Here is a 20,094-nt window from a genome sequence, read left to right as displayed (position 1 = left end):
TAAATTTCAGTGGAAAACAACAAACAACATATCATTTTAAAAACCGAAAATTTAAGCATTGGTTATATCTCCAAAAAAGAACAAACTGTTATTGCTTCTAACATTAATATTGAATTGCATCAAGGCGAATTGGTTGGACTTGTTGGTGCCAATGGTATTGGGAAATCTACACTGCTTCGCACGCTTACCAAGGTACAAACTCCAATTAACGGACGAGTTTTTATAAACAACAAACCCATAGAAAAACAAAGCGCCATTGATTTAGCTAAAATTTTAAGTTTGGTGTTAACCGAAAAAATGATTTCTAAAAACTTATCGGTTTTCGAATTAGTGGCTTTAGGAAGACAACCTTACACTAATTGGGTTGGAAACCTAACAAACGAAGATATTAGCGTTGTTAATCAAGCCTTGGAACAAACCCACATTGAAGATATCAAGTACAAAAAATGTTTTGAATTAAGTGATGGTCAGCTACAAAAAGTCATGATTGCAAGAGCGTTGGCTCAGGATACTAATCTGATTATTCTGGACGAACCAACAACGCATTTAGATATGTATCACAAAGCATATATTTTAAAATTGCTTAAAAAACTAGCCAAGGAAACGGGGAAAACCATTTTGTTCTCATCACACGAAATCGATTTGGCAATTCAGTTATGTGATAGTATGATTGTTATGACTAAAGGTGAAGTGGAAATCGATCAGCCCTGCAACCTGATTAAAAGTGGAGCTTTTGAAAAATTATTCCCTAAAGACCTTATTGCTTTTGATGAAAAAACCGGAAGTTTCCGCATTAAAAAGTAACAGGACTTTCTTATTATCAACAATTTAACTAAATTTATATCAAAGCTTCCTCATAATCAATCAGTTTCTACACCTACCCCTTAGGTAAATTAAAACAACCCTAAACGATTGATATTATGAAAACTAAACTAACCATTTTGTTTACAGCTGTTATACTGTATGCAACGATTTCATATAAAATAAACCGGGAAGACACTTTTGATTACACCAGTAAAATTGGTGCAAATTCTATTAGCTGCACCTCTACTGCGTTTCTTTTAGAAAATATAGACTCAACCAAACAAATCGCCCCACTTTTTGAAAATCTGGGTAATCACAATTATAAAGTAAGCACTAAAAATGAATTAGCTCAGCGATTTTTCAATCAAGGTATTCGCTTAACCTATGCCTTTAATCATGCTGAGGCACATCGCTCTTTTATGGAAGCATCACGGTTAGACCCGAATTGTGCCATGGCATTTTGGGGTCAAGCCTATACACTAGGACCGAATATAAACGACCCGCAACCTGATGATGAGCGAAAACTTAAATACAACGAAGCTATTGCCAATGCTGTGAAGCAAATCAAAAATGCATCGCCCAAAGAACAGGCGCTTATTGAAGCGCTAACACACCGCTACTCTACCGATTTAACCAAAGATGTTGAGGAACTGAATATGGCTTACATGAAAGCCATGGAGAACGTTGTAGTTCAATATCCTAACGATAGCGACATACAAACGCTGTATGCTGCATCAGTAATGAATACGGTTCCTTGGAATTACTGGGACAAAAAAGGGAATCCTTCGCCTAATATAGACAAAGCTAAATCAGCTTTAGAAAAAGCCATGGAGCTAGATCCTGATAACCCGGGAGCTCACCACTATTACATTCATATGGTAGAACTACCTAAACCAGATAAGGCTGTGCCAAGTGCAGAAAAACTGGCTTCTCTCATACCAGCTGCCGGACATATTGTACATATGCCATCCCATATTTACATAAGAGTTGGTCGTTATAAAGATGCCGTTGAAGCCAACCAAAAAGCCATTTTAGCTGATGAAGACTATATCTCTCAATGCTATTCACAAGGGATGTATCCATTGGGGTACTATCCGCATAACATTCATTTTTTATGGTCGGCATCTAGTTTATTAGGCAATAGTCAACTCGCCATTGAAGCGGCGAAAAAAACCGCTGAAAAAGTACCCGTTGGCGAAATGAAAGAGCTTCACTTTTTACAAAACTTTGCATCAACACCTCTACTGGCCTACACCCGATTTGGTAAATGGAATGATATTTTAACCTACCCAAAACCAAAAGATGACATTAAACATTTAAAACTCATCTGGCATTATACAAGAGGGATTGCATTCACTCGAAAAAATAACTTAAAAGAAGCCAAAGAAGAACTCGAAGCAATTAATATTCTGATAAATGATCCGGATATGGAAACCAATTTAGCTACAGGCTTCGATAGTGGTACCACACTTGCCAAATTAGCCTACGAAATTGTTTCAGGCGAAATTGCTGCAAACACTAAAGATTACAACACCGCTATTACCCATTTCGAAAAGGCTGTCGAAATTGAAGACGATTTAATTTATAACGAACCCTCGGCCTGGCATATTCCGCCAAGACAAAATTTAGGAGACGTATTAATGAAAGCCAAACGATATGAAGACGCCGAAAAAGTCTATAAAGAAGATTTAGTCAATCTAAGACAAAACGGCTGGTCGTTAATGGGATTATATAACAGCTTGATTGCCCAAGGAAAAACTAAAGAAGCGAAAAAGATTAAAAACGAATTTAATAAAGCCTGGCAAGACAGCGATATAGCCATTACAACATCGGTGCTGTAAATAACTTTTAAAAATTCAACATAATATACGTTCGTAAAAAATTTATCTTTGAATAAATACATTTTTACATGAACGACAACCTCATTCTTATTCTTGCCATTGTCATTTCGGCGGGTATCGGTGCCTATATTGGTATGCTTATCAACAAATTAAAAGGCAAAAGCGAACTCAGCGCCTTAACCGAACGCAATGCTATTTTACAGCAACAATTTAGTGACATGAAGCAAGCTTCAGCATCGGAACTGAATAAACAAACCGAAATGTTCAACAAACAGATTATTGAATTCAAAGAAACGATTTCTAAAGTTGAACATGAGCGTGAAGACATTCGTCGTGAAAAAGAGTTTTTAAATTCTGAATTAGCTATAAAAAACACAGAATTTGAAAATCTGAAACTTAAAAACGAGGAACAAAAAAGTGAAGTAGAAAAGCTTCAGGAAAAATTCACCAAAGAGTTTGAAAATTTAGCTAACAAGATTTTAGACGAAAAATCGGAGAAATTCACCCTTCAAAATAAAGAAAACCTAAAACATATTTTAAATCCGTTGCAGGAAAAAATACAAGGCTTCGAGAAGAAAGTTGAAGATTCTCAAAAGGAAAGCATTAGTATGCATTCGGCCTTAAAGGAGCAATTATTGGGGCTTAAAGACCTTAATCAGCAAATGACCAAAGAAGCCACAAACCTGACACGTGCCTTAAAAGGTGACAGTAAGATGCAAGGAAACTGGGGCGAATTGGTATTGGAGCGTGTATTAGAAAAATCGGGATTAGAAAAAGATCGTGAATATTTTGTTCAGCAAAATTTCACTTTAGATACCGGTGCTCGCGTATTACCCGATGTGGTTTTACATCTGCCGGATAATAAGAAAATGATTATTGATAGTAAAGTTTCATTAGTTGATTACGAACGTTATGTAAATGCTGAAGATGAAGACAAATCTAATTTTTTAAAAGCGCATGTCAACTCCATTAAGAAGCATGTCGACCAACTTTCAGAAAAAAACTATCAGGATTTATACGATATCGAGTCGCCAGATTTCGTACTGATGTTCATCCCGATAGAGCCTGCTTTTGCCGTGGTAGTTAACGAAGATAACAGCATATACAATAGAGCTTTTGAAAAGAATATTGTTATTGTAACCCCTTCTACCCTTTTGGCTACCCTTAGAACCATCGATACGATGTGGAACAACGAAAAGCAGCAGCAAAATGCCATTGAAATTGCTACACAAGCCGGTCGTCTTTACGATTCGTTTGTCAACCTTACCGACGAATTAATTAAAGTCGGAAACCAGATAGGAACTGTTCAAAAGTCATACGAAAGTGCTATGGTAAAACTTACCGGAAAAGGTAATTTGGTTAAACGTGTAGAGAACCTTAAAAAACTTGGAGCTAAAGCAACCAAACAACAAAACGAAAAGCTTTTAAAACGTGCTGAAGAGGAATAATTAAATCTTTTAGCTTCAATAAATTATAAGGAACACCTGTATTACACAGGTGTTTTTTATTTACGGTATTTTCAAGACCTAAGTATTTTTACTGAGAAAATAATTTTAAAAAACTTAATTATTTTAAAACTCACGAAAAATAAATTTAAGCTTAGAATAACTCAAAGAGATATAATTATATTAGATAAATATTAGAATTTCAATCTCCTAAAAATTAATTATTAAGTCATTACTCATGTTTAAAACCATAGAAGAATCTCAAATTACCTTAACCCAATTAATGCTGCCATCGCATTCTAATTTTAGTGGAAAAATACACGGTGGTTTTATTTTGAGTTTAATGGACCAAATTGCGTTTGCCTGCGCTTCAAAACACTCCAGAAATTACTGTGTAACTGCATCTGTTAATAAAGTCGATTTTTTAAACCCTATTGAAGTTGGTGAACTGGTAACCCTAAAAGCATCTGTAAACTTTACCGGTAGAACCTCTATGGTTATAGGTGTTCGCGTAGAAAGTGAAAATATTCAAACCGGAGAGAAAAAGCATTGTAACTCATCATACTTTACTATGGTTGCCAAAGACGAAAATGGTAAAAACGTACCTGTTCCTGGTATCATTCTAAAAACGAAAGACAGTGTACGCCGTTTTGCAAGAAGTATCGAACGCCAGGAACAATCGAAACACCGAAGTTCTAAATTTAAACCTTCTGGATTTGTTATTGAAGATTACATCGATATTGTTAAGCAACAAAACGCACAGGTCGAGTTGTAAAATTTTAAAATCATCAATATTTTTTATTTTTTTTAAAAGGCGGGATAGGAATTTAAACAAGTATCTTATTGTATATTCATACAACAATTAACATAATTCCTAAATCAAAAAAAATGAATTTAAAGACATTAAAAACCTACTTATTTATTGGCATTTCTATTATCTCATTAGGCTTTTTTCAAAGTTGTAATGATGATAAAAATGACAGCCCTTCAAGAGTTCAATTAAAATTAGTTGATGAAATTGGCGATTACGAAGAAGTCAACGTTGTAATTACAGATATTCAATATAATGCCACCGATAGCGAAGCAGGTTGGCAAAGTTTTGCCCCTGCAGAAGCATATCCTATTGAAGTTGATTTAACAGAACTTATCGCGGGCAATAGCCTTTTATTGACTGATCAATTAATTCCGGCAGGAATGATGAAACAAATCAGACTTGTTTTAGGTGATGGTAACACCCTTAAATTAGAAGGTGACGACACATTAATCCCTTTAGATACACCAAGCGCAATGCAATCTGGTTTAAAATTAAATTTAAACACTGTATTAGAAGGAGGTTTCACTTACACTTTTATTCTTGATTGGGTGGTAAGTGAATCTATTGTTGAATCAGGAATTACTGGCAAGTACAATTTAAAACCTGTAATTAAAGTCAATGCCGAAGTTAATTCTGGGTCTGTAAGTGGTACTGTAGTTGAAACCATTGAAGAGACTGAAACGGTTATGGAAGGCGTTACCGTAGAAATTTACAATGCTGAAGCTGTTAAAATTACCGACACCATGACCGATATGGATGGGAACTTCTTATTCCAGGGCCTTGAGGCAGGAACATACACATTAAAAATAACCAGAGAAGGTTACAACGAGTATAGTGCAGAAACCACTGTTTTGGTTGGTGAAGTAACTGAAGCAGGAACCATTGTACTAACCGCAGTTACCCCTTAAATTTCCTCATAAACTTCGTAAATAATTTTATTTAGGCTTTTAAGGAATACACATAAAAAGTGTTTTCTTGAAAGCCTAAATCAATATAATTAGCAATCTTAAAAACGAATACGAAACGTTGCAGGTATTTTTTCTGCTTTTAAATGTCGTTTTTTTTTGCTAAATTTAAAAGAAAATGCAAAAAAGGTATTACATATATATACTTGCCGTTTTCCTTATTGCACTTTATTTTGGTTATAGTTATATATACCAAGATCACAGAAATATTGAAACAGAATCAGCCGATTTTGTAATTGAAGCTTCTGCGCTTAATGAGGCCTTTATACTTTCCCCTGCTCAATCAGAACTTAAATATATAAACAAAACCATTGAGGTTTCGGGTATTATAACCGACTTAAACCAAACAGACATGACATTAAACAACAGTGTATTTTGTCAGTTTAGTAATAGTATTCAACCTCCCCCAAAAAAAAATACAATTGTCAAAGTTAAAGGACGTTGTATTGGATTCGACGATTTATTAGAACAGGTAAAACTGGATCAGTGTAGTGTTATTAATAATTAATTAAACAACTACCACATGAAAACAATTCTACTCCTTTTTGTATTAACTGCTTGTGGAATACATGCACAAAGCATTCACGACCTTAACTGGGACACTTCTGTTGGTACCAGCTTGAATTTAACTATAAAAGTTGGAGAAACCGTAAGATGGACTTGGACAGATAACTTACGTCATTCCGTTGTAAGTCAACCAGGAAGCTCAGAATCTTTTGATAGCGAAGAATTTACAGAAATAAATCACGTTTTCGAGTATACCTTTACCGTCGTAGGTACTAATCCTTATATATGTGGAGTTCATACACAAACAATGGGAGGAACTATTACTGTTGAAGAAGCCTTAAGTGACAAAGAGTTTTCCATAAAAAGCATCACCTTATCGCCAAACCCTGCTAAGGATTTATTGACTTTGAACATACCAAATGGATTAGATTTAAAAACGGTTTCTATTTACAATATTCTAGGTAAAGAAATCAATAGCACACCCTATTTGGGTAATAAAATCAATATTTCTAATTTAACCTCAGGCATGTATCTATTAAAACTTAGTACATCCAATTCAAGCATAACCAAGCGCTTTTTTAAGCATTAAACTTTTAAACATAATTAACTAAACTACTTTATACATGAAACACCTGCTTATTTTTCTTTTTTGTATTCCTATACTAGTTTACGCTCAGGATGATTTATTAGACGAAATAGATACTGATGAATCGTCTCAATACGCCACGGCCGCTTTTAAAGGACTTAAAATTGTAAATTTTGAATCCACTAAACTGGTTGCGAAAGGCGAATTTACATTTGTAGTAGCACACCGGTTTGGAAGCTTAGAAAATGGCATCGATACCTTTTTCGGACTGGATGATGCCGTAACCCGATTAAATTTCATTTTCGGTATTACCGACGATTTAAATGTGAGCGTCTCCAGAAGTTCGTTTCAAAAAATTTATGAAGCTGCTGCAAAATACACTTTAATTAAACAGGAAAACAATGGTTTTCCACTTACAATAGTAGGATACAATTCCATATTAATAAATACAGGACTGGAGAAAGACAACCTTCCGCTTTTAGAATTTAAACATCGACTGGGATACACTGCACAAGTATTGGTATCCAGAAAAGTGAACACCAATTTATCTTTAGAACTAGCTCCTACCTTCTTTCATGATAATTACGTAACTATTGACGAACAGGATAATTCTCAATTTGCATTGGGATTTGGTGGTCGTTATAAACTAGGTAAACGCTGGTCTTTAAACGCTGATTATGGGTGGCATTTAAACCGTGCCGACAATTCTCCGTTTAAAAATCCTCTATCCATAGGTATCGATTTAGAAACCGGAGGGCATGTTTTTCAAATGCACTTCACCAATGCTCAAGGTATGAACACCAACACCTTTTTAGGACAAGGTACCGGAGATTGGAGCGATGGCAACATTTATTTCGGATTTAACCTAAGTCGTGTATTTTAACTCGTTATACTATGAAACAATCTACCTTAATATTATCTCTTTTTTTCATTTGCTTATTTAACTGCGCCAATGATAGCGAAGACGATTTAATTGAAACAACACCTCTACCTAATCTTGTAACTTACAATGATGATATAAAAACTGTTATTGATAATAATTGCATCTCTTGTCATGCAAGTACTCCTAATAGTGGCGCTAGCATATCATTAGTTACTTATACCAATGTAAAATCTGCAGTACAGAACAATAATTTAATTAGCAAGATTAATGGTAATGGTCCAGGAGCACAAATGCCATTTGGTGCTCCTAAATTACCACAGAACCTTATCGATCTCATTGAAAAATGGGAAACTGATGGATTACTGGAAAACTAAATAACTTTAAACTCTCTACTATGAATTTCAAATCTATTTTTTACGGCTTAGCGATAACGCTTTTTGTTTTTAACTGCTCGAGTAGTAGTGACGACGATATGACGGCACAACCAGATCCTGACCCGGATCCAACACCTACTGAAAAAGTGACCTACAATGCCGATATTAAAAGCATAATATCAAGTAATTGTACATCCTGTCATGGCTCAACTCTTTCAAATAACGCTCCAATGTCCTTAACTACCTATGCACAGGTATCTAGTTATATTGATGCAATTCTAGATCGCATTAATAGAACCGGAGCCGGGAAAATGCCAGTTAATGGCACCTTATCTACAACCCAAAAAAACCTGATTCAAAAATGGAAAGATGATGGTTTACTGGAAAATTAATCTGGGATTTGACAGAATGTTTTAATTAAAACCTTAAAATTACACAATGAAATATCTACTCTATTGCATCTCATTTATCAGCTTAAATGTCTTTGCTCAGGATAAATATTTAACCAAAACAGGCACGGTTGCCTTCGAAGCTTCAGTGCCTTCCTTTGAAGAGGTTAAAGCCACAAACCATTCCGTAACTGCTATTCTAAATGCAGAAAATGGTGAATTTGCAGCGCTAGTTCTTGTAAAAGGTTTCCGGTTTAAAAATGCCTTAATGGAAGAACACTTTAATGAAAACTATGCTGAATCAGACACCTACCCAAAGGCAACCTTTAAGGGTCGTATTGATGCCTTTAATTTTCCAGATATAAAACAAAATACAGCGCCAACCATTAGTGGAGAAATCAGCTTTCATGGCAAAAGCAAAACCTTAAAAAAGGTTCCTATTGTTATTTCAAAAGTAAATGACATTCTTGAAATTTCTGGCGCTTTTAAGGCTTATGCTTCCGATTTTGATATTGAAATTCCGAAAATAGTTAGTAACAAAATAGCTGAAACGATAGATGTAGTTTTCAATTTTAAACTTACAAAAAAGTAATTAGGATTTTATTATCTTTAGCCTATATCAAATCTTTACTATGAAAAAATTTCTTTATAAATTGATTGCTGCCATTGTTATTATAACGATTGGATATTTTTGCTTTGTTTATTATGTTCCCTACAGCGAGGGTGTTCGCTCAGGAGATTTAATTAAATTTAGTAACAAAGGTATGTTTACAAAAACCTGGGAAGGCGAATTAAGTCAGGGGGTTTCAGAAGAGCAACGCTTTGCTTTTTCGGTGGAGAAAGGCAACAAAAAAATTATCGAAGACCTACAAAAATATCAAGGTCGTTTTGTTAGACTCACCTATTTTGAACGTTACCGAACTTTCTTTTGGTTGGGGGACACCAAATATTTTATAACAAAAGTTGAAGAAGATAAGGAACGACAAACCTTATATAAGAAATAAAAAAAGCCGCTTTAAAAGCGGCTTTTTCATGTGTTTAATTCAAGATTATTTACTCAAATACATTTTACGTCTTGAGTATAAATCGTAAAACTCATCGTCTTTTAAGCTCTCAATAAATAAGATACTTTCTCCTGTACTCTTCATCTCTGGCCCTAATTGTTTATTTACTTTCGGGAATTTGTTGAAAGAGAATACCGGTTGCTTAATCGCGTATCCTTCTAATTGAGGATTAAAGTTGAAATCTTTAACTTTCTTATCTCCTAACATGACTTTAGTAGCGTAGTTTACGTAAGGCTCACCGTAAGCTTTAGCGATAAATGGTACCGTTCTAGATGCTCTTGGGTTTGCTTCAATAATGTAAACCACATCGTCTTTTATTGCAAACTGAATGTTAATTAAACCAACAGTATTTAAAGCTAATGCAATTTTCTTCGTGTGATCTTTAATTTGCTGCATTACCAAATCTCCTAAGTTGAACGGAGGTAATGTTGCATTACTATCACCTGAGTGAATTCCACAAGGCTCGATGTGCTCCATGATACCGATGATGTAAACATCTTCTCCATCACAAATTGCGTCAGCTTCAGCTTCAATCGCACCATCTAAATAGTGGTCAAGTAACAATTTGTTGTTAGGGATTGTTCTTAATAAATCAACCACGTGCTTTTCAAGCTCTTCTTTGTTGATTACAATTTTCATTCCTTGTCCTCCTAATACATAAGATGGTCTTACAAGGATTGGGAAATCTAATTTATCAGCAACTTTTAAAGCTTCTTCAGCAGACTCGGCAGTATCGAATTCTGGGTAAGGAATGTTGTTCTCTTTTAATAAGGTTGAGAAACTTCCTCTGTCTTCAGCTAAATCTAAAGCTTCGTAGCTTGTTCCGATGATTTTAATACCGTAACGGTCTAATTTTTCAGCAAGTTTTAAAGCGGTCTGACCACCTAACTGAACAATAACACCTTCTGGCTTTTCATGTTTGATGATGTCGTAAATGTGCTCCCAGAATACCGGCTCGAAGTATAATTTATCTGCTGTATCAAAATCGGTTGAAACCGTTTCTGGATTACAGTTAATCATGATGGTTTCATAACCCGCTTCAGCTGCAGCTAACACCCCGTGCACACAACAGTAATCGAACTCGATACCTTGCCCGATACGGTTTGGTCCTGAACCCAATACAATGATTTTCTTTTTATCAGACACCACACTTTCGTTATCTGCATAACGCTTTCCGTCTGCAGTTTCCATATCACTCTCAAATGTTGAGTAATAGTAAGGTGTTTGTGCTTTAAACTCGGCAGCACATGTATCTACTAATTTGTAAACACGGTTAATACCTAATTCTTCACGTTTATTATAAACTTCACTTTCTAAACAACCTAACATGTGAGCAATCTGTCTGTCACCGTAACCTTTTTGTTTAGCTTCAAGTAAAAGTTCTTTATTTAATGTATCAATTGTATACGTAGAAATTTCTTTTTGTAATAAGAATAACTCTTCGTATTGTTTTAAGAACCACATATCAATCTTAGTGATTTCGTGGATTCTGCTTAACGGAATACCCATAGCGATGGCATCGTAAATAGTGAATACACGATCCCAAGACGCATAGGTTAATTTCTCGATAATTTGATCGTAGTTTTTGTTCTCTTTACCATCGGCACCTAAACCATTACGCTTAATCTCTAAAGATTGTGTTGCTTTATGAAGTGCTTCTTGGAAAGAACGACCAATACCCATAACCTCACCTACAGACTTCATTTGAAGACCTAAAGTTCTGTCTGATCCTTCAAACTTATCGAAGTTCCAACGTGGTATTTTAACGATTACGTAATCTAAAGTAGGCTCGAATAAAGCTGAAGTAGATTTTGTAATTTGGTTTTGTAATTCATCTAAGTGGTAACCGATAGCTAATTTCGCAGCAATTTTAGCAATTGGATATCCAGTTGCTTTACTTGCTAAAGCCGAAGAACGAGATACACGAGGGTTAATCTCGATAGCGATAATATCTTCCTGATCGTCTGGCGATACTGCGAACTGTACGTTACATCCACCAGCGAAGTCACCAATACTACGCATCATTAAGATAGCCATATCACGCATTTTCTGGAATGTACTATCACTTAAAGTCATTGCCGGAGCAACGGTGATAGAATCTCCAGTGTGGATTCCCATTGGGTCCATATTTTCGATAGAACAGATAATAACTACGTTATCGTTAGCATCTCTTAAAAGCTCTAACTCGTACTCTTTCCATCCCATCATTGCTTTATCAATCATTACCTCATGGATAGGAGATATTTCTAATCCGCGAGTTAATAATTCATCATAATCAGCCTCATCATATACGATAGCTGCTCCTGCTCCACCTAAAGTGAACGACGAACGGATACATAATGGGAAACCAAATTCCTGTGCAATTTTCTTTCCTTCTAAAAATGAGGTTGCAGTTGCCTGAGGAGCCATTTTTACTCCAATCTTCTCCATTAATTCACGGAACTGCTCTCTGTCTTCGGTAATATTAATAGCATCGATATCAACACCAATAATGTCTACTCCAAAATCTTTCCAGATTCCTTTTTCATCTGCTTCAATACATAAGTTTAACGCTGTTTGTCCTCCCATTGTTGGTAAAACAGCATCAATTTGCGGATGTTCTTTTAAGATTTTAATAATAGACTTGGTTGTTAGCGGTAGCAAGTAAACATGATCTGCCATAGAAGGATCTGTCATGATTGTTGCTGGGTTAGAATTGATTAATATTGTTTCAATTCCATCTTCTCTAAGAGATCTTAGAGCTTGAGTTCCAGAATAATCAAATTCACATGCCTGTCCTATAACGATAGGACCCGAGCCAATTATTAATATCGATTTAAGTTTTGAATTTTTAGGCATTTTTCCTGTTTATGTATTCTAATTATGTATGTTACTGTAGTAAGTGATAAGTATGCATAAAAAAAGGCGTTACACTAAAGCAACACCTTTATATTATAACAATATAATATCATTATTTTTTATGTCTAGATTCAGTCGATACAGACAATTTTTTTCTTCCCTTAGCTCTTCTGCGAGCAAGTACTTTTCTTCCATTAGCAGAAGCCATTCTTTCTCTAAAGCCATGTTTGTTTCTTCTCTTTCTTTTCGATGGCTGAAATGTTCTTTTACTCATTATCTTGTATCTTTAAAAATCTGAATTGTACTTAATTATTATTTCTTTGGGTTCCTCCAAAACTGAGCGCAAATATACAAAGACTTTTCACATTGACAAACGTTATTTAAAAAAATATTTTGAAATAATTTTTTGATACGTTTTCGAGCCCTTCATAAGCCTATTTATTTAGGATAATCGCCCGCTTTTTGTTAATTATCTTTTATTCTATTTTGATAAAATTTTAGTTTATTTGCAAATCGAATAAAGGTAACCAGGTTTTAAAAAGCCTATTAAACACTACAAACCTAATAAAAATGTACAATAAAATTATAAAACTTATCATAGCGATCGCAATTTTCGGGTATGCTATTTATCAATTTGTTGAGAATAATATTGGTAATGGTATTATGCTTATACTACTATCTTTAATATTTGTATTCTTATATTTTAAAAACGAATTTATTTTACTGGCATTTTTAAGATTACGTAAACAGGATTTTGATGGTGCTAAAAAATGGTTAGATAAAATTAAAAACCCTGAAAGTGCTTTAGTAAAAAAACAACAGGGTTACTACAACTACCTACACGGTTTAATGGTATCGCAGTCTAATGTTAATGAAGCTGAAAAATTCTTTAAGAAAGCGGTAACTTTAGGATTATCTATGGATCATGACTTAGCTATGGCTAAATTAAATTTAGCTGGAATTGCTTTTTCTAAACGCAGAAAGCAGGAAGCTCAGAAATTATTGAGCGAAGCTTCTAAATTAGATAAACAAGGCATGCTTGCCGATCAAATTAAAATGATGAAAGATAATATGAAGCGCGCACAAGGACCAAGTCAACATTATGGTGCTGGCGGATCGCTTAGAGCACAAAAAAGAAGAGGATAATTTCCTTCTAAATAGGATATAAAAAAAGCACATCTAAATGATGTGCTTTTTTTATATCTATACATTATTAATCTTAATTGTAATACCCTTCTTTTGGAATATCAATCTCATACATTTTTCGAGACTTGTTATTCAGGTGTGGTTCTCTCAACCAAGGGTTGTGTAATTTCAATATCTTGTAATTAATACCAAAACCTTCAGCAAACTTAGTAAAGTCGGTTACTGCTGAATCAACTTTCACTTTATAGGTAGGCACTTCCTGATATAAATCTTTTTCTCTAAAGTTGAATCCGTATTTCGCAGGGTGAGATAAAATTTCTTTCAACGCAACGATTCTAAACAAATAACGCCCTGTTTCTTCCCCTAAAAGTAAATCGTAATAATCTGTTACATTTTGCTCTTTTAAACGTCTTGCCACACCAGCATTACCTGCATTGTAAGCCGCTGCTGCCAATGTCCAGCTTCCTAAATTTTTTTTTGCATCCAATAAATACTTACAAGCAACTTCAGTAGATTTTTCAAGATTATAACGCTCATCAACATTATCATTAACTTCTAATCCATTCTCCTTTGCTGTTGCTGGCATAATTTGCCAAACACCTCTTGCTCCTGCAGGAGACACGACATTGGTTAAGCCACTTTCTATCACAGCCAAATATTTAAAATCATCGGGGATACCATTCTTCTTTAAAATAGGCTCGATTACCGGAAAATATTTATTGGCACGCTTAAACATTAACAACCCGTTAGATTGCCAATACGTGTTAACCAACAACTCTCTATCCATACGCTCTAAAATATCAGGATTTTTTAATGGCAAAGGTTCTCCTGAAAACTCTAAATCGTCTGGCACCTGAATGGCATAAACGTTATAATCGTTTATCAATTTCTTCTCAAAATTTTCATCTGTTGGCGCGTCTTGCAGAGCATAAATAAATAACGCACATAAACTTAATAATCCCACAAACGCCAAGGCTTTCTCTATAATCTTCATCGCTAAAAAGTTTTTCTCTAAAGGTAATAAAATTGATTATGCTTCTAAAATAATCTGTGGCAAATTTTCATTGAACCATTTATATTTATTGATAATCATAATATGGGTTCCTCCCTTTATAATTATACAATTTTTAATATTTTTAATTGGAAATACAGAATCGTTATCACCATGGATATGAACCAAACCCTCAGGAACAATTGTTTGACTCCAACATACCATCTGTTCTATAGCCCAGCTTAAATATTTGCTATCGTTTACCGACAGGTATTTCTTATATAAATCCAAACGCTTGGTCACATTATTGCCAAAAGCATATTTAGCAACAACGTCAATTTTACTTGCTAATTGTGTAGGCACTAATTTATAAGCCATAGTAGCCTTTGCTATAAGCATTTGCCTTGGTATTTCATTCTGTTGTTTAACACTCGATACAATAATTAGTTTTCTAACCGAAATATGCTTACTCATCTCCTGCACCAATACACCACCAAAAGACACGCCAACCAAAACAACATTGTCAAATTCTATATGTTCACATATACGTAAGGCATAATCGTTAATCGATTCCTCTCTTTCTGGCATTATCCACTCTAAAAAGTGAAGTTTAAATTGCGGCTCTGGAAATTTGATATACTCAAAAATTTTAGGGCTTGCCGCCATACCCGGCATAAAATATACATGTATAGTTTCTGTTGCCATAGTTAAATATACTTTATCTATTTTAAAATCCTCAAACGTACAAACACTAAACATTTATACAGCAAGGCATTAAGACGCCATTTACTTTCCTTTAAGGATTATTTTTCGTAACTTGCAAAACAAAGTTATACAAATAGCACCCACTTTTTTAACGATTCCTAAGAAATAAAAACAATCATGATTGATGCCGCAGAATTAGTAGACAATGATTTTTTACGTCAGTTTGAACTGAAAATTGATAGCCACTTAGCTAAGATTGAGTACTCACTTCAAGAACGAAAAATTTTTTTAACCAAGCTTATCATTCCTGAACAGATTAAAGATGATGAATTCAGGAAAGAATTTTTAGAAGCTGTGTTTAAATCAATTGAAGAACGCAATTTAAGCGTTGTTCCTACAAGTCCTGAAATAGCTAAGTTTGTGAGAAGCAACCGAAAATACAAGCGCATGCTGCCGGTTGGTGTTAGAATTTAATTTTTAAAATTTAAAACATAAAAAAATCCAAAACTTTAAGGTTTTGGATTTTTCTTTATATCTAATTTGATTCTTAAAGTCTTGTATAAACCAACGTAATATCTTTTGTTTCTAAAATATCGGTTTTAGCAATATTGTGAATCTTCTGAGCATTTTTATAAATCATTGTTAATGTATTACCACTAACAACCGCTTCTCGTTCATTAATAAAAACACTTGAGCCCTTATGCTCATATGACGCAGCGAAACCTATAGAACCTTCATTATCACACTGCACCTGATATACATATACACCTAAAGTTTCGTTCAGGCTAATCATAACACTCGGGTTAAAAGTTAAATTTGACACCACAGTTCCGTCAACAGAAAACGTTAATGTTTCCAAACTCTCACAAGAAACCTCTTCTATAAGATTAGCACTGAAAACAGAATCTTCATTTAAATCGACAGGAATACCAACGGTCCAGGAGGTTAACTTCCAAGTTCCTTCAACAGCATTGTCGTTAACATCTACAGACTCTGTGTTACAGCTTGTAAATAATGCAAGAAATATAAATAGTATCGGAATCAATGATTTCATATAATTTGGGACATTACATGCGCTAAAATATATGGTAAACGCCCAAACTACAGAAAAAAACAGTTGAGTTGTCTGTTTTTTCAGATTAACTAAACATTAAACTGCCAATTCGTTGGTAAATTCAAACCTTACCAAGCCATCTGTATCAATTTTGGTTAACTTCACTTCGTGTAGAGTATTGACCAATTCCGGATTCCAAGGCGCTTTTACTTTTACGTAATTTTCTGTAAATCCGTGAATATAGCCCTCTTTATTTTCACCTTCAAAAAGCACAGTTCTCGTGGTTCCTATCTGACTTTCATAAAATGCACGACGCTTTTTAACCGATAAACCTCGTAACATTTTACTACGCTTAGAACGTACATTATTAGCTACCACGCCATCCATTTCGGCTGCCTCCGTATTATCACGCTCTGAATACGTAAACACATGCAGGTATGAAATATCCAGTTCATTTAAAAAGTTATAGGTTTCTAAGAAATGTTCATCTGTTTCCCCTGGAAAACCAACAATAACATCAACCCCAATACAGGCGTGCGGCATCACTTCTTTGATTTTTGAAACACGATCTACATATAACTCACGCATGTAACGGCGCTTCATTTTCCTTAGTATATCGTTACTTCCGCTTTGTAATGGCACGTGAAAATGCGGCACAAAAGCTCTGGATTTTGAAACCAAATCAATTGTTTCGTTTTTCAATAAGTTAGGTTCGATAGATGAAATTCGTAAACGCTCAATACCATCTACTTTATCCAGTTCGGTAACCAGATCTAAAAAGGTATGCTCGTGTTTTTTATTACCAAATTCTCCTTTTCCGTAATCACCAATATTTACACCTGTTAAAACGATTTCTTTAATATTTTGAGCTGAAATTTCTCTGGCGTTTTTAAGCACATTTTCCATAGTGTCACTTCTGGAAATACCACGTGCTAAAGGAATTGTACAATAAGTACACTTGTAATCACAACCATCCTGAACTTTTAAAAAGGCACGTGTTCTGTCTCCAATAGAATAACTACCTACATAAAAATCGGCTTCTTCAATCTCACAGGAATGCACTTCCCCTAAATCGTTCTTAGTTAAATCGTTAAGATAATCGGTGATTTTAAATTTTTCTGTAGCTCCTAAAACCAAATCTACCCCATCTACATCGGCTAATTCCTGAGGTTTCAATTGGGCATAACATCCTACGGCAGCAACAAAAGCATCTGGGTTTATCTTCTGTGCCTGCTTCACGATACTTTTAAAACGCTTATCGGCATTTTCAGTTACCGAACACGTATTTATCACATATATATCTGCATTTTCAGAAAAATCCACACGATCGAACCCTTCTTCAGAAAAACTTCTTGCAATTGTTGAAGTTTCCGAAAAATTAAGTTTACAGCCTAACGTATAAAATGCTACCTTCTTTCTTGAATCCATAACCTTTTTAAAAACGTGCAAAGATAAGAAAAAAAGAGCGTTTCTAATCGAAACGCTCCGAATTTCAGGACATAACATAAATTATAAGTCCACAGTGAGAGACTTGAAAATAGGATTTGCCAATAATAGCAAATTTGCTTAACCATTAATTAGGACACACATTTTCTTAAAAAGTCACTAAAATCATCAATGAAACCTTAAAAATAATTTAGATATAGAACACAAAACTGCTATTTTTGAAACACCTTAATACTACCAATGTGAAAAAAAAACAAACTCGTATTTTCGTTTTATTAAATTGTTTTACAGCAATTCTTTTATGCTTTTCATGTGATTCTAAACAAAAAAACAATCGAGATCATTTAGTTTTTAAATATAACGAACACAAAAACATTGGTTCTTTAGACCCTGCCTTTTCAAAAGACATTGCCGATATCTGGGCTACTAATCAACTTTTTAACGGGTTAGTTCAAATGGATGACGACATGCAGGTATTACCTTGTATTGCAAAAAGCTGGACCATTTCTGAAGATGCCTTAACTTACAACTTCTCACTTCGTAACGATGTTAGGTTTCATAAACACGAACGCTTCGGAAAAGATTCCATAAGAACTGTTACTGCAGCAGATTTTGAATATAGCCTGAACAGATTACTTGACAAACAAGTTGCTTCTCCGGGAAGCTGGGTTTTAAATAAAGTCAACAACTTTAAAGCTGTTAATGACACCCTTTTTCAAATAACCTTAAAACAACCATTTCCTGCCTTTCTTGGTCTACTAACCATGAAATACTGTAGCGTGGTGCCTAAAGAAATTGTAGAATTTTATGGTAGCGATTTCAGATCTAACCCCATAGGCACCGGACCTTTTAAATTCAAACGCTGGGAGGAAAATATAAAACTGGTATTCAGAAAGAACGAAAACTATTTTGAAAAAGATACAAACGGAAATAAACTACCGTATCTTGAAGCTATAGCCATTACGTTTTTACCGGACAAGCAAAGTGAATTTTTACAATTTGCTCAAGGAAACATTGATTTCGTTTCGGGATTGGATGCGTCGTACAAAGATGAAATACTGACTGCCGACGGGAAGTTACGAGATTTGTATAAATCTGAGGTTAATATGATTCGTGGCCCCTATTTAAACACTGAATATTTAGCGTTCTATATGGATGCTGAAGTTACTGAAATACAGTCTGAATACATCAGAAAAGCGGTAAATTATGGTTTTGACAGAAATAAAATGATGATTTACCTGCGTAATGGCATTGGTATTCCGGCAAACGGTGGATTTATCCCAAAAGGCTTACCTGGCTACAATGATAATATCGGATTTACTTACCAACCCGAAAAAGCCAAAGATCTGGTTACTAAATTTAAAGCTGAAACCGGTATAGAAAACCCTGAAATTACCATCACAACAACCAGCAACTATTTAAGTTTTTGTGAATATATTCAGCGGGAAATTCAAAAAACAGGATTACAGGTTCATGTTGATGTTATTCCTGCGGCTACTCTAAAAGACGCTAAAGCAAATGGGAAATTAGATATGTTTAGAGCCAGTTGGGTGGCCGATTATCCTGATGCAGAAAATTACTTATCGCTATTTTACAGTAAAAACTTTGCTCCCAACGGACCAAATTATACGCACTTTAAAAGTGAATCATTCGATACTTTATACGAACAGGCTTTTAAAGAAACAAATACCGAAAACCGAAAACAGCTGTACACTAAAATGGATAGCTTGGTCATGCAACAAGCCCCGGTAGTTGTTATGTTTTATGACGAAGTTGTTAGATTTACCAGAAAAAATGTAATGGATTTAGGCATTAACCCAATCAATTTATTAAACTTAAAACAGGCAAAAAAAGTAAAGCACGATTAATTATCAATGCTTTTGCCTATATCCTGAATTTCATCCTTTATAATTACAACATTATTTTTCCAACGAGATTCTAAGAATTTATAAAATCCATAAAGCGTTAGCAAACCAACAGGTATCCCTAAATAGCTTATAGACGAATTATTATCCCAATCAATATACCAGTTGAATACAAATTCATCAAGAATAACTAATCCGATTACAAAAAGTACCATTGAGGCGTAATACACAACAATACTCAAAATAGCAAACAACCATTGATTCTGATTGTACCGACCGGCTAATTCATAAAACTTTTTGCCGATAAAATAAATAAAAAAGATACCTAACATAAGTAACAGATAGAATTAAATAAAAAAGAGAAACACCTTTAAAAA

At 34.5% G+C, this 20,094-nt stretch carries 22 protein-coding genes; 15 read left to right on the top strand and 7 right to left on the bottom strand.

Annotation, left to right across the window (positions count from 1 at the left end; genetic code table 11):
* Nucleotides 1-9: 9 nt before the first annotated feature.
* From R1X58_RS11120 to R1X58_RS11065, 12 genes are all read left to right on the top strand, one after another.
* Complete coding sequence (locus tag R1X58_RS11120; protein WP_240572815.1) at nt 10-804, top strand: ABC transporter ATP-binding protein; 795 nt, start codon at nt 10-12, stop codon at nt 802-804.
* Between the two features lie 116 nt (nt 805-920).
* Complete coding sequence (locus R1X58_RS11115) at nt 921-2,645, top strand: tetratricopeptide repeat protein (protein WP_240572814.1); 1,725 nt, start codon at nt 921-923, stop codon at nt 2,643-2,645.
* A 68-nt stretch (nt 2,646-2,713) separates the two neighbouring features.
* On the top strand, nt 2,714-4,093 hold the full coding sequence (rmuC, locus tag R1X58_RS11110; RefSeq protein ID WP_240572813.1) for a DNA recombination protein RmuC: 1,380 nt from the start codon (nt 2,714-2,716) through the stop codon (nt 4,091-4,093).
* Between the two features lie 235 nt (nt 4,094-4,328).
* Complete coding sequence (locus R1X58_RS11105) at nt 4,329-4,865, top strand: acyl-CoA thioesterase (protein WP_240572812.1); 537 nt, start codon at nt 4,329-4,331, stop codon at nt 4,863-4,865.
* A gap of 113 nt (nt 4,866-4,978) precedes the next feature.
* Nucleotides 4,979-5,812, top strand: a complete 834-nt coding sequence (locus R1X58_RS11100; RefSeq protein ID WP_240572811.1) for a DUF4382 domain-containing protein — start codon at nt 4,979-4,981, stop codon at nt 5,810-5,812.
* A gap of 175 nt (nt 5,813-5,987) precedes the next feature.
* Nucleotides 5,988-6,377 (top strand): OB-fold putative lipoprotein, encoded by a 390-nt coding sequence (locus tag R1X58_RS11095; protein ID WP_240572810.1) that lies wholly within the window; start codon nt 5,988-5,990, stop codon nt 6,375-6,377.
* Between the two features lie 15 nt (nt 6,378-6,392).
* Nucleotides 6,393-6,965 (top strand): T9SS type A sorting domain-containing protein, encoded by a 573-nt coding sequence (locus R1X58_RS11090; protein ID WP_240572809.1) that lies wholly within the window; start codon nt 6,393-6,395, stop codon nt 6,963-6,965.
* Nucleotides 6,966-6,999: 34 nt separating this feature from the next.
* Complete coding sequence (locus tag R1X58_RS11085) at nt 7,000-7,845, top strand: DUF5777 family beta-barrel protein (protein WP_240572808.1); 846 nt, start codon at nt 7,000-7,002, stop codon at nt 7,843-7,845.
* A gap of 11 nt (nt 7,846-7,856) precedes the next feature.
* Nucleotides 7,857-8,219, top strand: a complete 363-nt coding sequence (locus tag R1X58_RS11080; RefSeq protein ID WP_240572807.1) for a hypothetical protein — start codon at nt 7,857-7,859, stop codon at nt 8,217-8,219.
* A gap of 20 nt (nt 8,220-8,239) precedes the next feature.
* The gene (locus tag R1X58_RS11075) at nt 8,240-8,611 is read left to right on the top strand and encodes a hypothetical protein (protein WP_240572806.1); all 372 of its coding nucleotides are present in this window, start codon (nt 8,240-8,242) and stop codon (nt 8,609-8,611) included.
* Between the two features lie 46 nt (nt 8,612-8,657).
* Nucleotides 8,658-9,200, top strand: coding sequence for a YceI family protein (locus R1X58_RS11070; protein WP_240572805.1), 543 nt, complete (start codon nt 8,658-8,660; stop codon nt 9,198-9,200).
* Nucleotides 9,201-9,240: 40 nt separating this feature from the next.
* The gene (locus R1X58_RS11065) at nt 9,241-9,612 is read left to right on the top strand and encodes a 6-phosphogluconate dehydrogenase (protein ID WP_240572804.1); all 372 of its coding nucleotides are present in this window, start codon (nt 9,241-9,243) and stop codon (nt 9,610-9,612) included.
* A 45-nt stretch (nt 9,613-9,657) separates the two neighbouring features.
* Here the strand turns inward: R1X58_RS11065 and carB are convergent, their stop codons facing one another.
* On the bottom strand, nt 9,658-12,510 hold the full coding sequence (gene carB, locus R1X58_RS11060) for a carbamoyl-phosphate synthase large subunit (protein ID WP_240572803.1): 2,853 nt from the start codon (nt 12,508-12,510) through the stop codon (nt 9,658-9,660).
* 112 nt (nt 12,511-12,622) lie between these two features.
* Complete coding sequence (rpmH, locus tag R1X58_RS11055; protein ID WP_188215129.1) at nt 12,623-12,784, bottom strand: 50S ribosomal protein L34; 162 nt, start codon at nt 12,782-12,784, stop codon at nt 12,623-12,625.
* A gap of 296 nt (nt 12,785-13,080) precedes the next feature.
* Between rpmH and R1X58_RS11050 the strand changes: the two genes are divergently transcribed.
* A complete protein-coding gene (locus R1X58_RS11050) occupies nt 13,081-13,656 on the top strand; it encodes a tetratricopeptide repeat protein (protein ID WP_240572802.1) in 576 nt (191 codons plus the stop codon).
* Between the two features lie 73 nt (nt 13,657-13,729).
* Here R1X58_RS11050 and R1X58_RS11045 read toward each other — a convergent pair whose 3' ends face one another.
* Together R1X58_RS11045 and R1X58_RS11040 are read right to left on the bottom strand one after the other, a co-directional pair.
* The gene (locus tag R1X58_RS11045; protein ID WP_240572801.1) at nt 13,730-14,650 is read right to left on the bottom strand and encodes a lytic transglycosylase domain-containing protein; all 921 of its coding nucleotides are present in this window, start codon (nt 14,648-14,650) and stop codon (nt 13,730-13,732) included.
* Nucleotides 14,651-14,686: 36 nt separating this feature from the next.
* On the bottom strand, nt 14,687-15,352 hold the full coding sequence (locus tag R1X58_RS11040) for an alpha/beta hydrolase (protein ID WP_240572800.1): 666 nt from the start codon (nt 15,350-15,352) through the stop codon (nt 14,687-14,689).
* A 177-nt stretch (nt 15,353-15,529) separates the two neighbouring features.
* Between R1X58_RS11040 and R1X58_RS11035 the strand changes: the two genes are divergently transcribed.
* Nucleotides 15,530-15,826 (top strand): N-acetyltransferase, encoded by a 297-nt coding sequence (locus R1X58_RS11035; protein WP_240572799.1) that lies wholly within the window; start codon nt 15,530-15,532, stop codon nt 15,824-15,826.
* 73 nt (nt 15,827-15,899) lie between these two features.
* Here the strand turns inward: R1X58_RS11035 and R1X58_RS11030 are convergent, their stop codons facing one another.
* Both R1X58_RS11030 and mtaB read right to left on the bottom strand, forming a co-directional pair.
* A complete protein-coding gene (locus R1X58_RS11030) occupies nt 15,900-16,406 on the bottom strand; it encodes a hypothetical protein (protein ID WP_240572798.1) in 507 nt (168 codons plus the stop codon).
* A 96-nt stretch (nt 16,407-16,502) separates the two neighbouring features.
* Nucleotides 16,503-17,834 carry a tRNA (N(6)-L-threonylcarbamoyladenosine(37)-C(2))-methylthiotransferase MtaB gene (gene mtaB, locus R1X58_RS11025; RefSeq protein ID WP_240572797.1) on the bottom strand — a complete coding sequence of 444 codons (1,332 nt, stop codon included), beginning with the start codon at nt 17,832-17,834 and terminating at the stop codon, nt 16,503-16,505.
* Nucleotides 17,835-18,094: 260 nt separating this feature from the next.
* Here mtaB and R1X58_RS11020 point away from each other — a divergent pair, with 260 nt between their 5' ends.
* On the top strand, nt 18,095-19,720 hold the full coding sequence (locus tag R1X58_RS11020; protein ID WP_240572796.1) for an ABC transporter substrate-binding protein: 1,626 nt from the start codon (nt 18,095-18,097) through the stop codon (nt 19,718-19,720).
* On the opposite strand, the gene R1X58_RS11015 is transcribed toward R1X58_RS11020, so the two are convergent.
* The gene (locus R1X58_RS11015) at nt 19,717-20,049 is read right to left on the bottom strand and encodes a hypothetical protein (RefSeq protein WP_240572795.1); all 333 of its coding nucleotides are present in this window, start codon (nt 20,047-20,049) and stop codon (nt 19,717-19,719) included. The genes R1X58_RS11020 and R1X58_RS11015 overlap by 4 nt on opposite strands.
* Nucleotides 20,050-20,094 lie beyond the last annotated feature (45 nt).

This window comes from Aestuariibaculum lutulentum (assembly GCF_032926325.1).
Lineage (GTDB): Bacteria > Bacteroidota > Bacteroidia > Flavobacteriales > Flavobacteriaceae > Aestuariibaculum > Aestuariibaculum lutulentum.
The sequence above is the reverse complement of the archived record's forward strand: the minus strand, read 5'-3'. Positions and strand labels throughout refer to the sequence as shown.

Coding starts and splice junctions, on each gene's coding strand:
- R1X58_RS11070 (WP_240572805.1), top strand. CDS start 8,658: ATGAAATATCTACTCTATTGCATCTCATTTATCAGCTTAAATGTCTTT.
- mtaB (WP_240572797.1), bottom strand. CDS start 17,834: ATGGATTCAAGAAAGAAGGTAGCATTTTATACGTTAGGCTGTAAACTT.
- R1X58_RS11100 (WP_240572811.1), top strand. CDS start 4,979: ATGAATTTAAAGACATTAAAAACCTACTTATTTATTGGCATTTCTATT.
- R1X58_RS11040 (WP_240572800.1), bottom strand. CDS start 15,352: ATGGCAACAGAAACTATACATGTATATTTTATGCCGGGTATGGCGGCA.
- R1X58_RS11085 (WP_240572808.1), top strand. CDS start 7,000: ATGAAACACCTGCTTATTTTTCTTTTTTGTATTCCTATACTAGTTTAC.
- R1X58_RS11065 (WP_240572804.1), top strand. CDS start 9,241: ATGAAAAAATTTCTTTATAAATTGATTGCTGCCATTGTTATTATAACG.
- R1X58_RS11030 (WP_240572798.1), bottom strand. CDS start 16,406: ATGAAATCATTGATTCCGATACTATTTATATTTCTTGCATTATTTACA.
- R1X58_RS11115 (WP_240572814.1), top strand. CDS start 921: ATGAAAACTAAACTAACCATTTTGTTTACAGCTGTTATACTGTATGCA.
- carB (WP_240572803.1), bottom strand. CDS start 12,510: ATGCCTAAAAATTCAAAACTTAAATCGATATTAATAATTGGCTCGGGT.
- R1X58_RS11080 (WP_240572807.1), top strand. CDS start 7,857: ATGAAACAATCTACCTTAATATTATCTCTTTTTTTCATTTGCTTATTT.
- R1X58_RS11090 (WP_240572809.1), top strand. CDS start 6,393: ATGAAAACAATTCTACTCCTTTTTGTATTAACTGCTTGTGGAATACAT.
- R1X58_RS11015 (WP_240572795.1), bottom strand. CDS start 20,049: ATGTTAGGTATCTTTTTTATTTATTTTATCGGCAAAAAGTTTTATGAA.
- R1X58_RS11105 (WP_240572812.1), top strand. CDS start 4,329: ATGTTTAAAACCATAGAAGAATCTCAAATTACCTTAACCCAATTAATG.
- R1X58_RS11050 (WP_240572802.1), top strand. CDS start 13,081: ATGTACAATAAAATTATAAAACTTATCATAGCGATCGCAATTTTCGGG.
- R1X58_RS11075 (WP_240572806.1), top strand. CDS start 8,240: ATGAATTTCAAATCTATTTTTTACGGCTTAGCGATAACGCTTTTTGTT.
- R1X58_RS11035 (WP_240572799.1), top strand. CDS start 15,530: ATGATTGATGCCGCAGAATTAGTAGACAATGATTTTTTACGTCAGTTT.
- R1X58_RS11095 (WP_240572810.1), top strand. CDS start 5,988: ATGCAAAAAAGGTATTACATATATATACTTGCCGTTTTCCTTATTGCA.
- R1X58_RS11045 (WP_240572801.1), bottom strand. CDS start 14,650: ATGAAGATTATAGAGAAAGCCTTGGCGTTTGTGGGATTATTAAGTTTA.
- rmuC (WP_240572813.1), top strand. CDS start 2,714: ATGAACGACAACCTCATTCTTATTCTTGCCATTGTCATTTCGGCGGGT.
- rpmH (WP_188215129.1), bottom strand. CDS start 12,784: ATGAGTAAAAGAACATTTCAGCCATCGAAAAGAAAGAGAAGAAACAAA.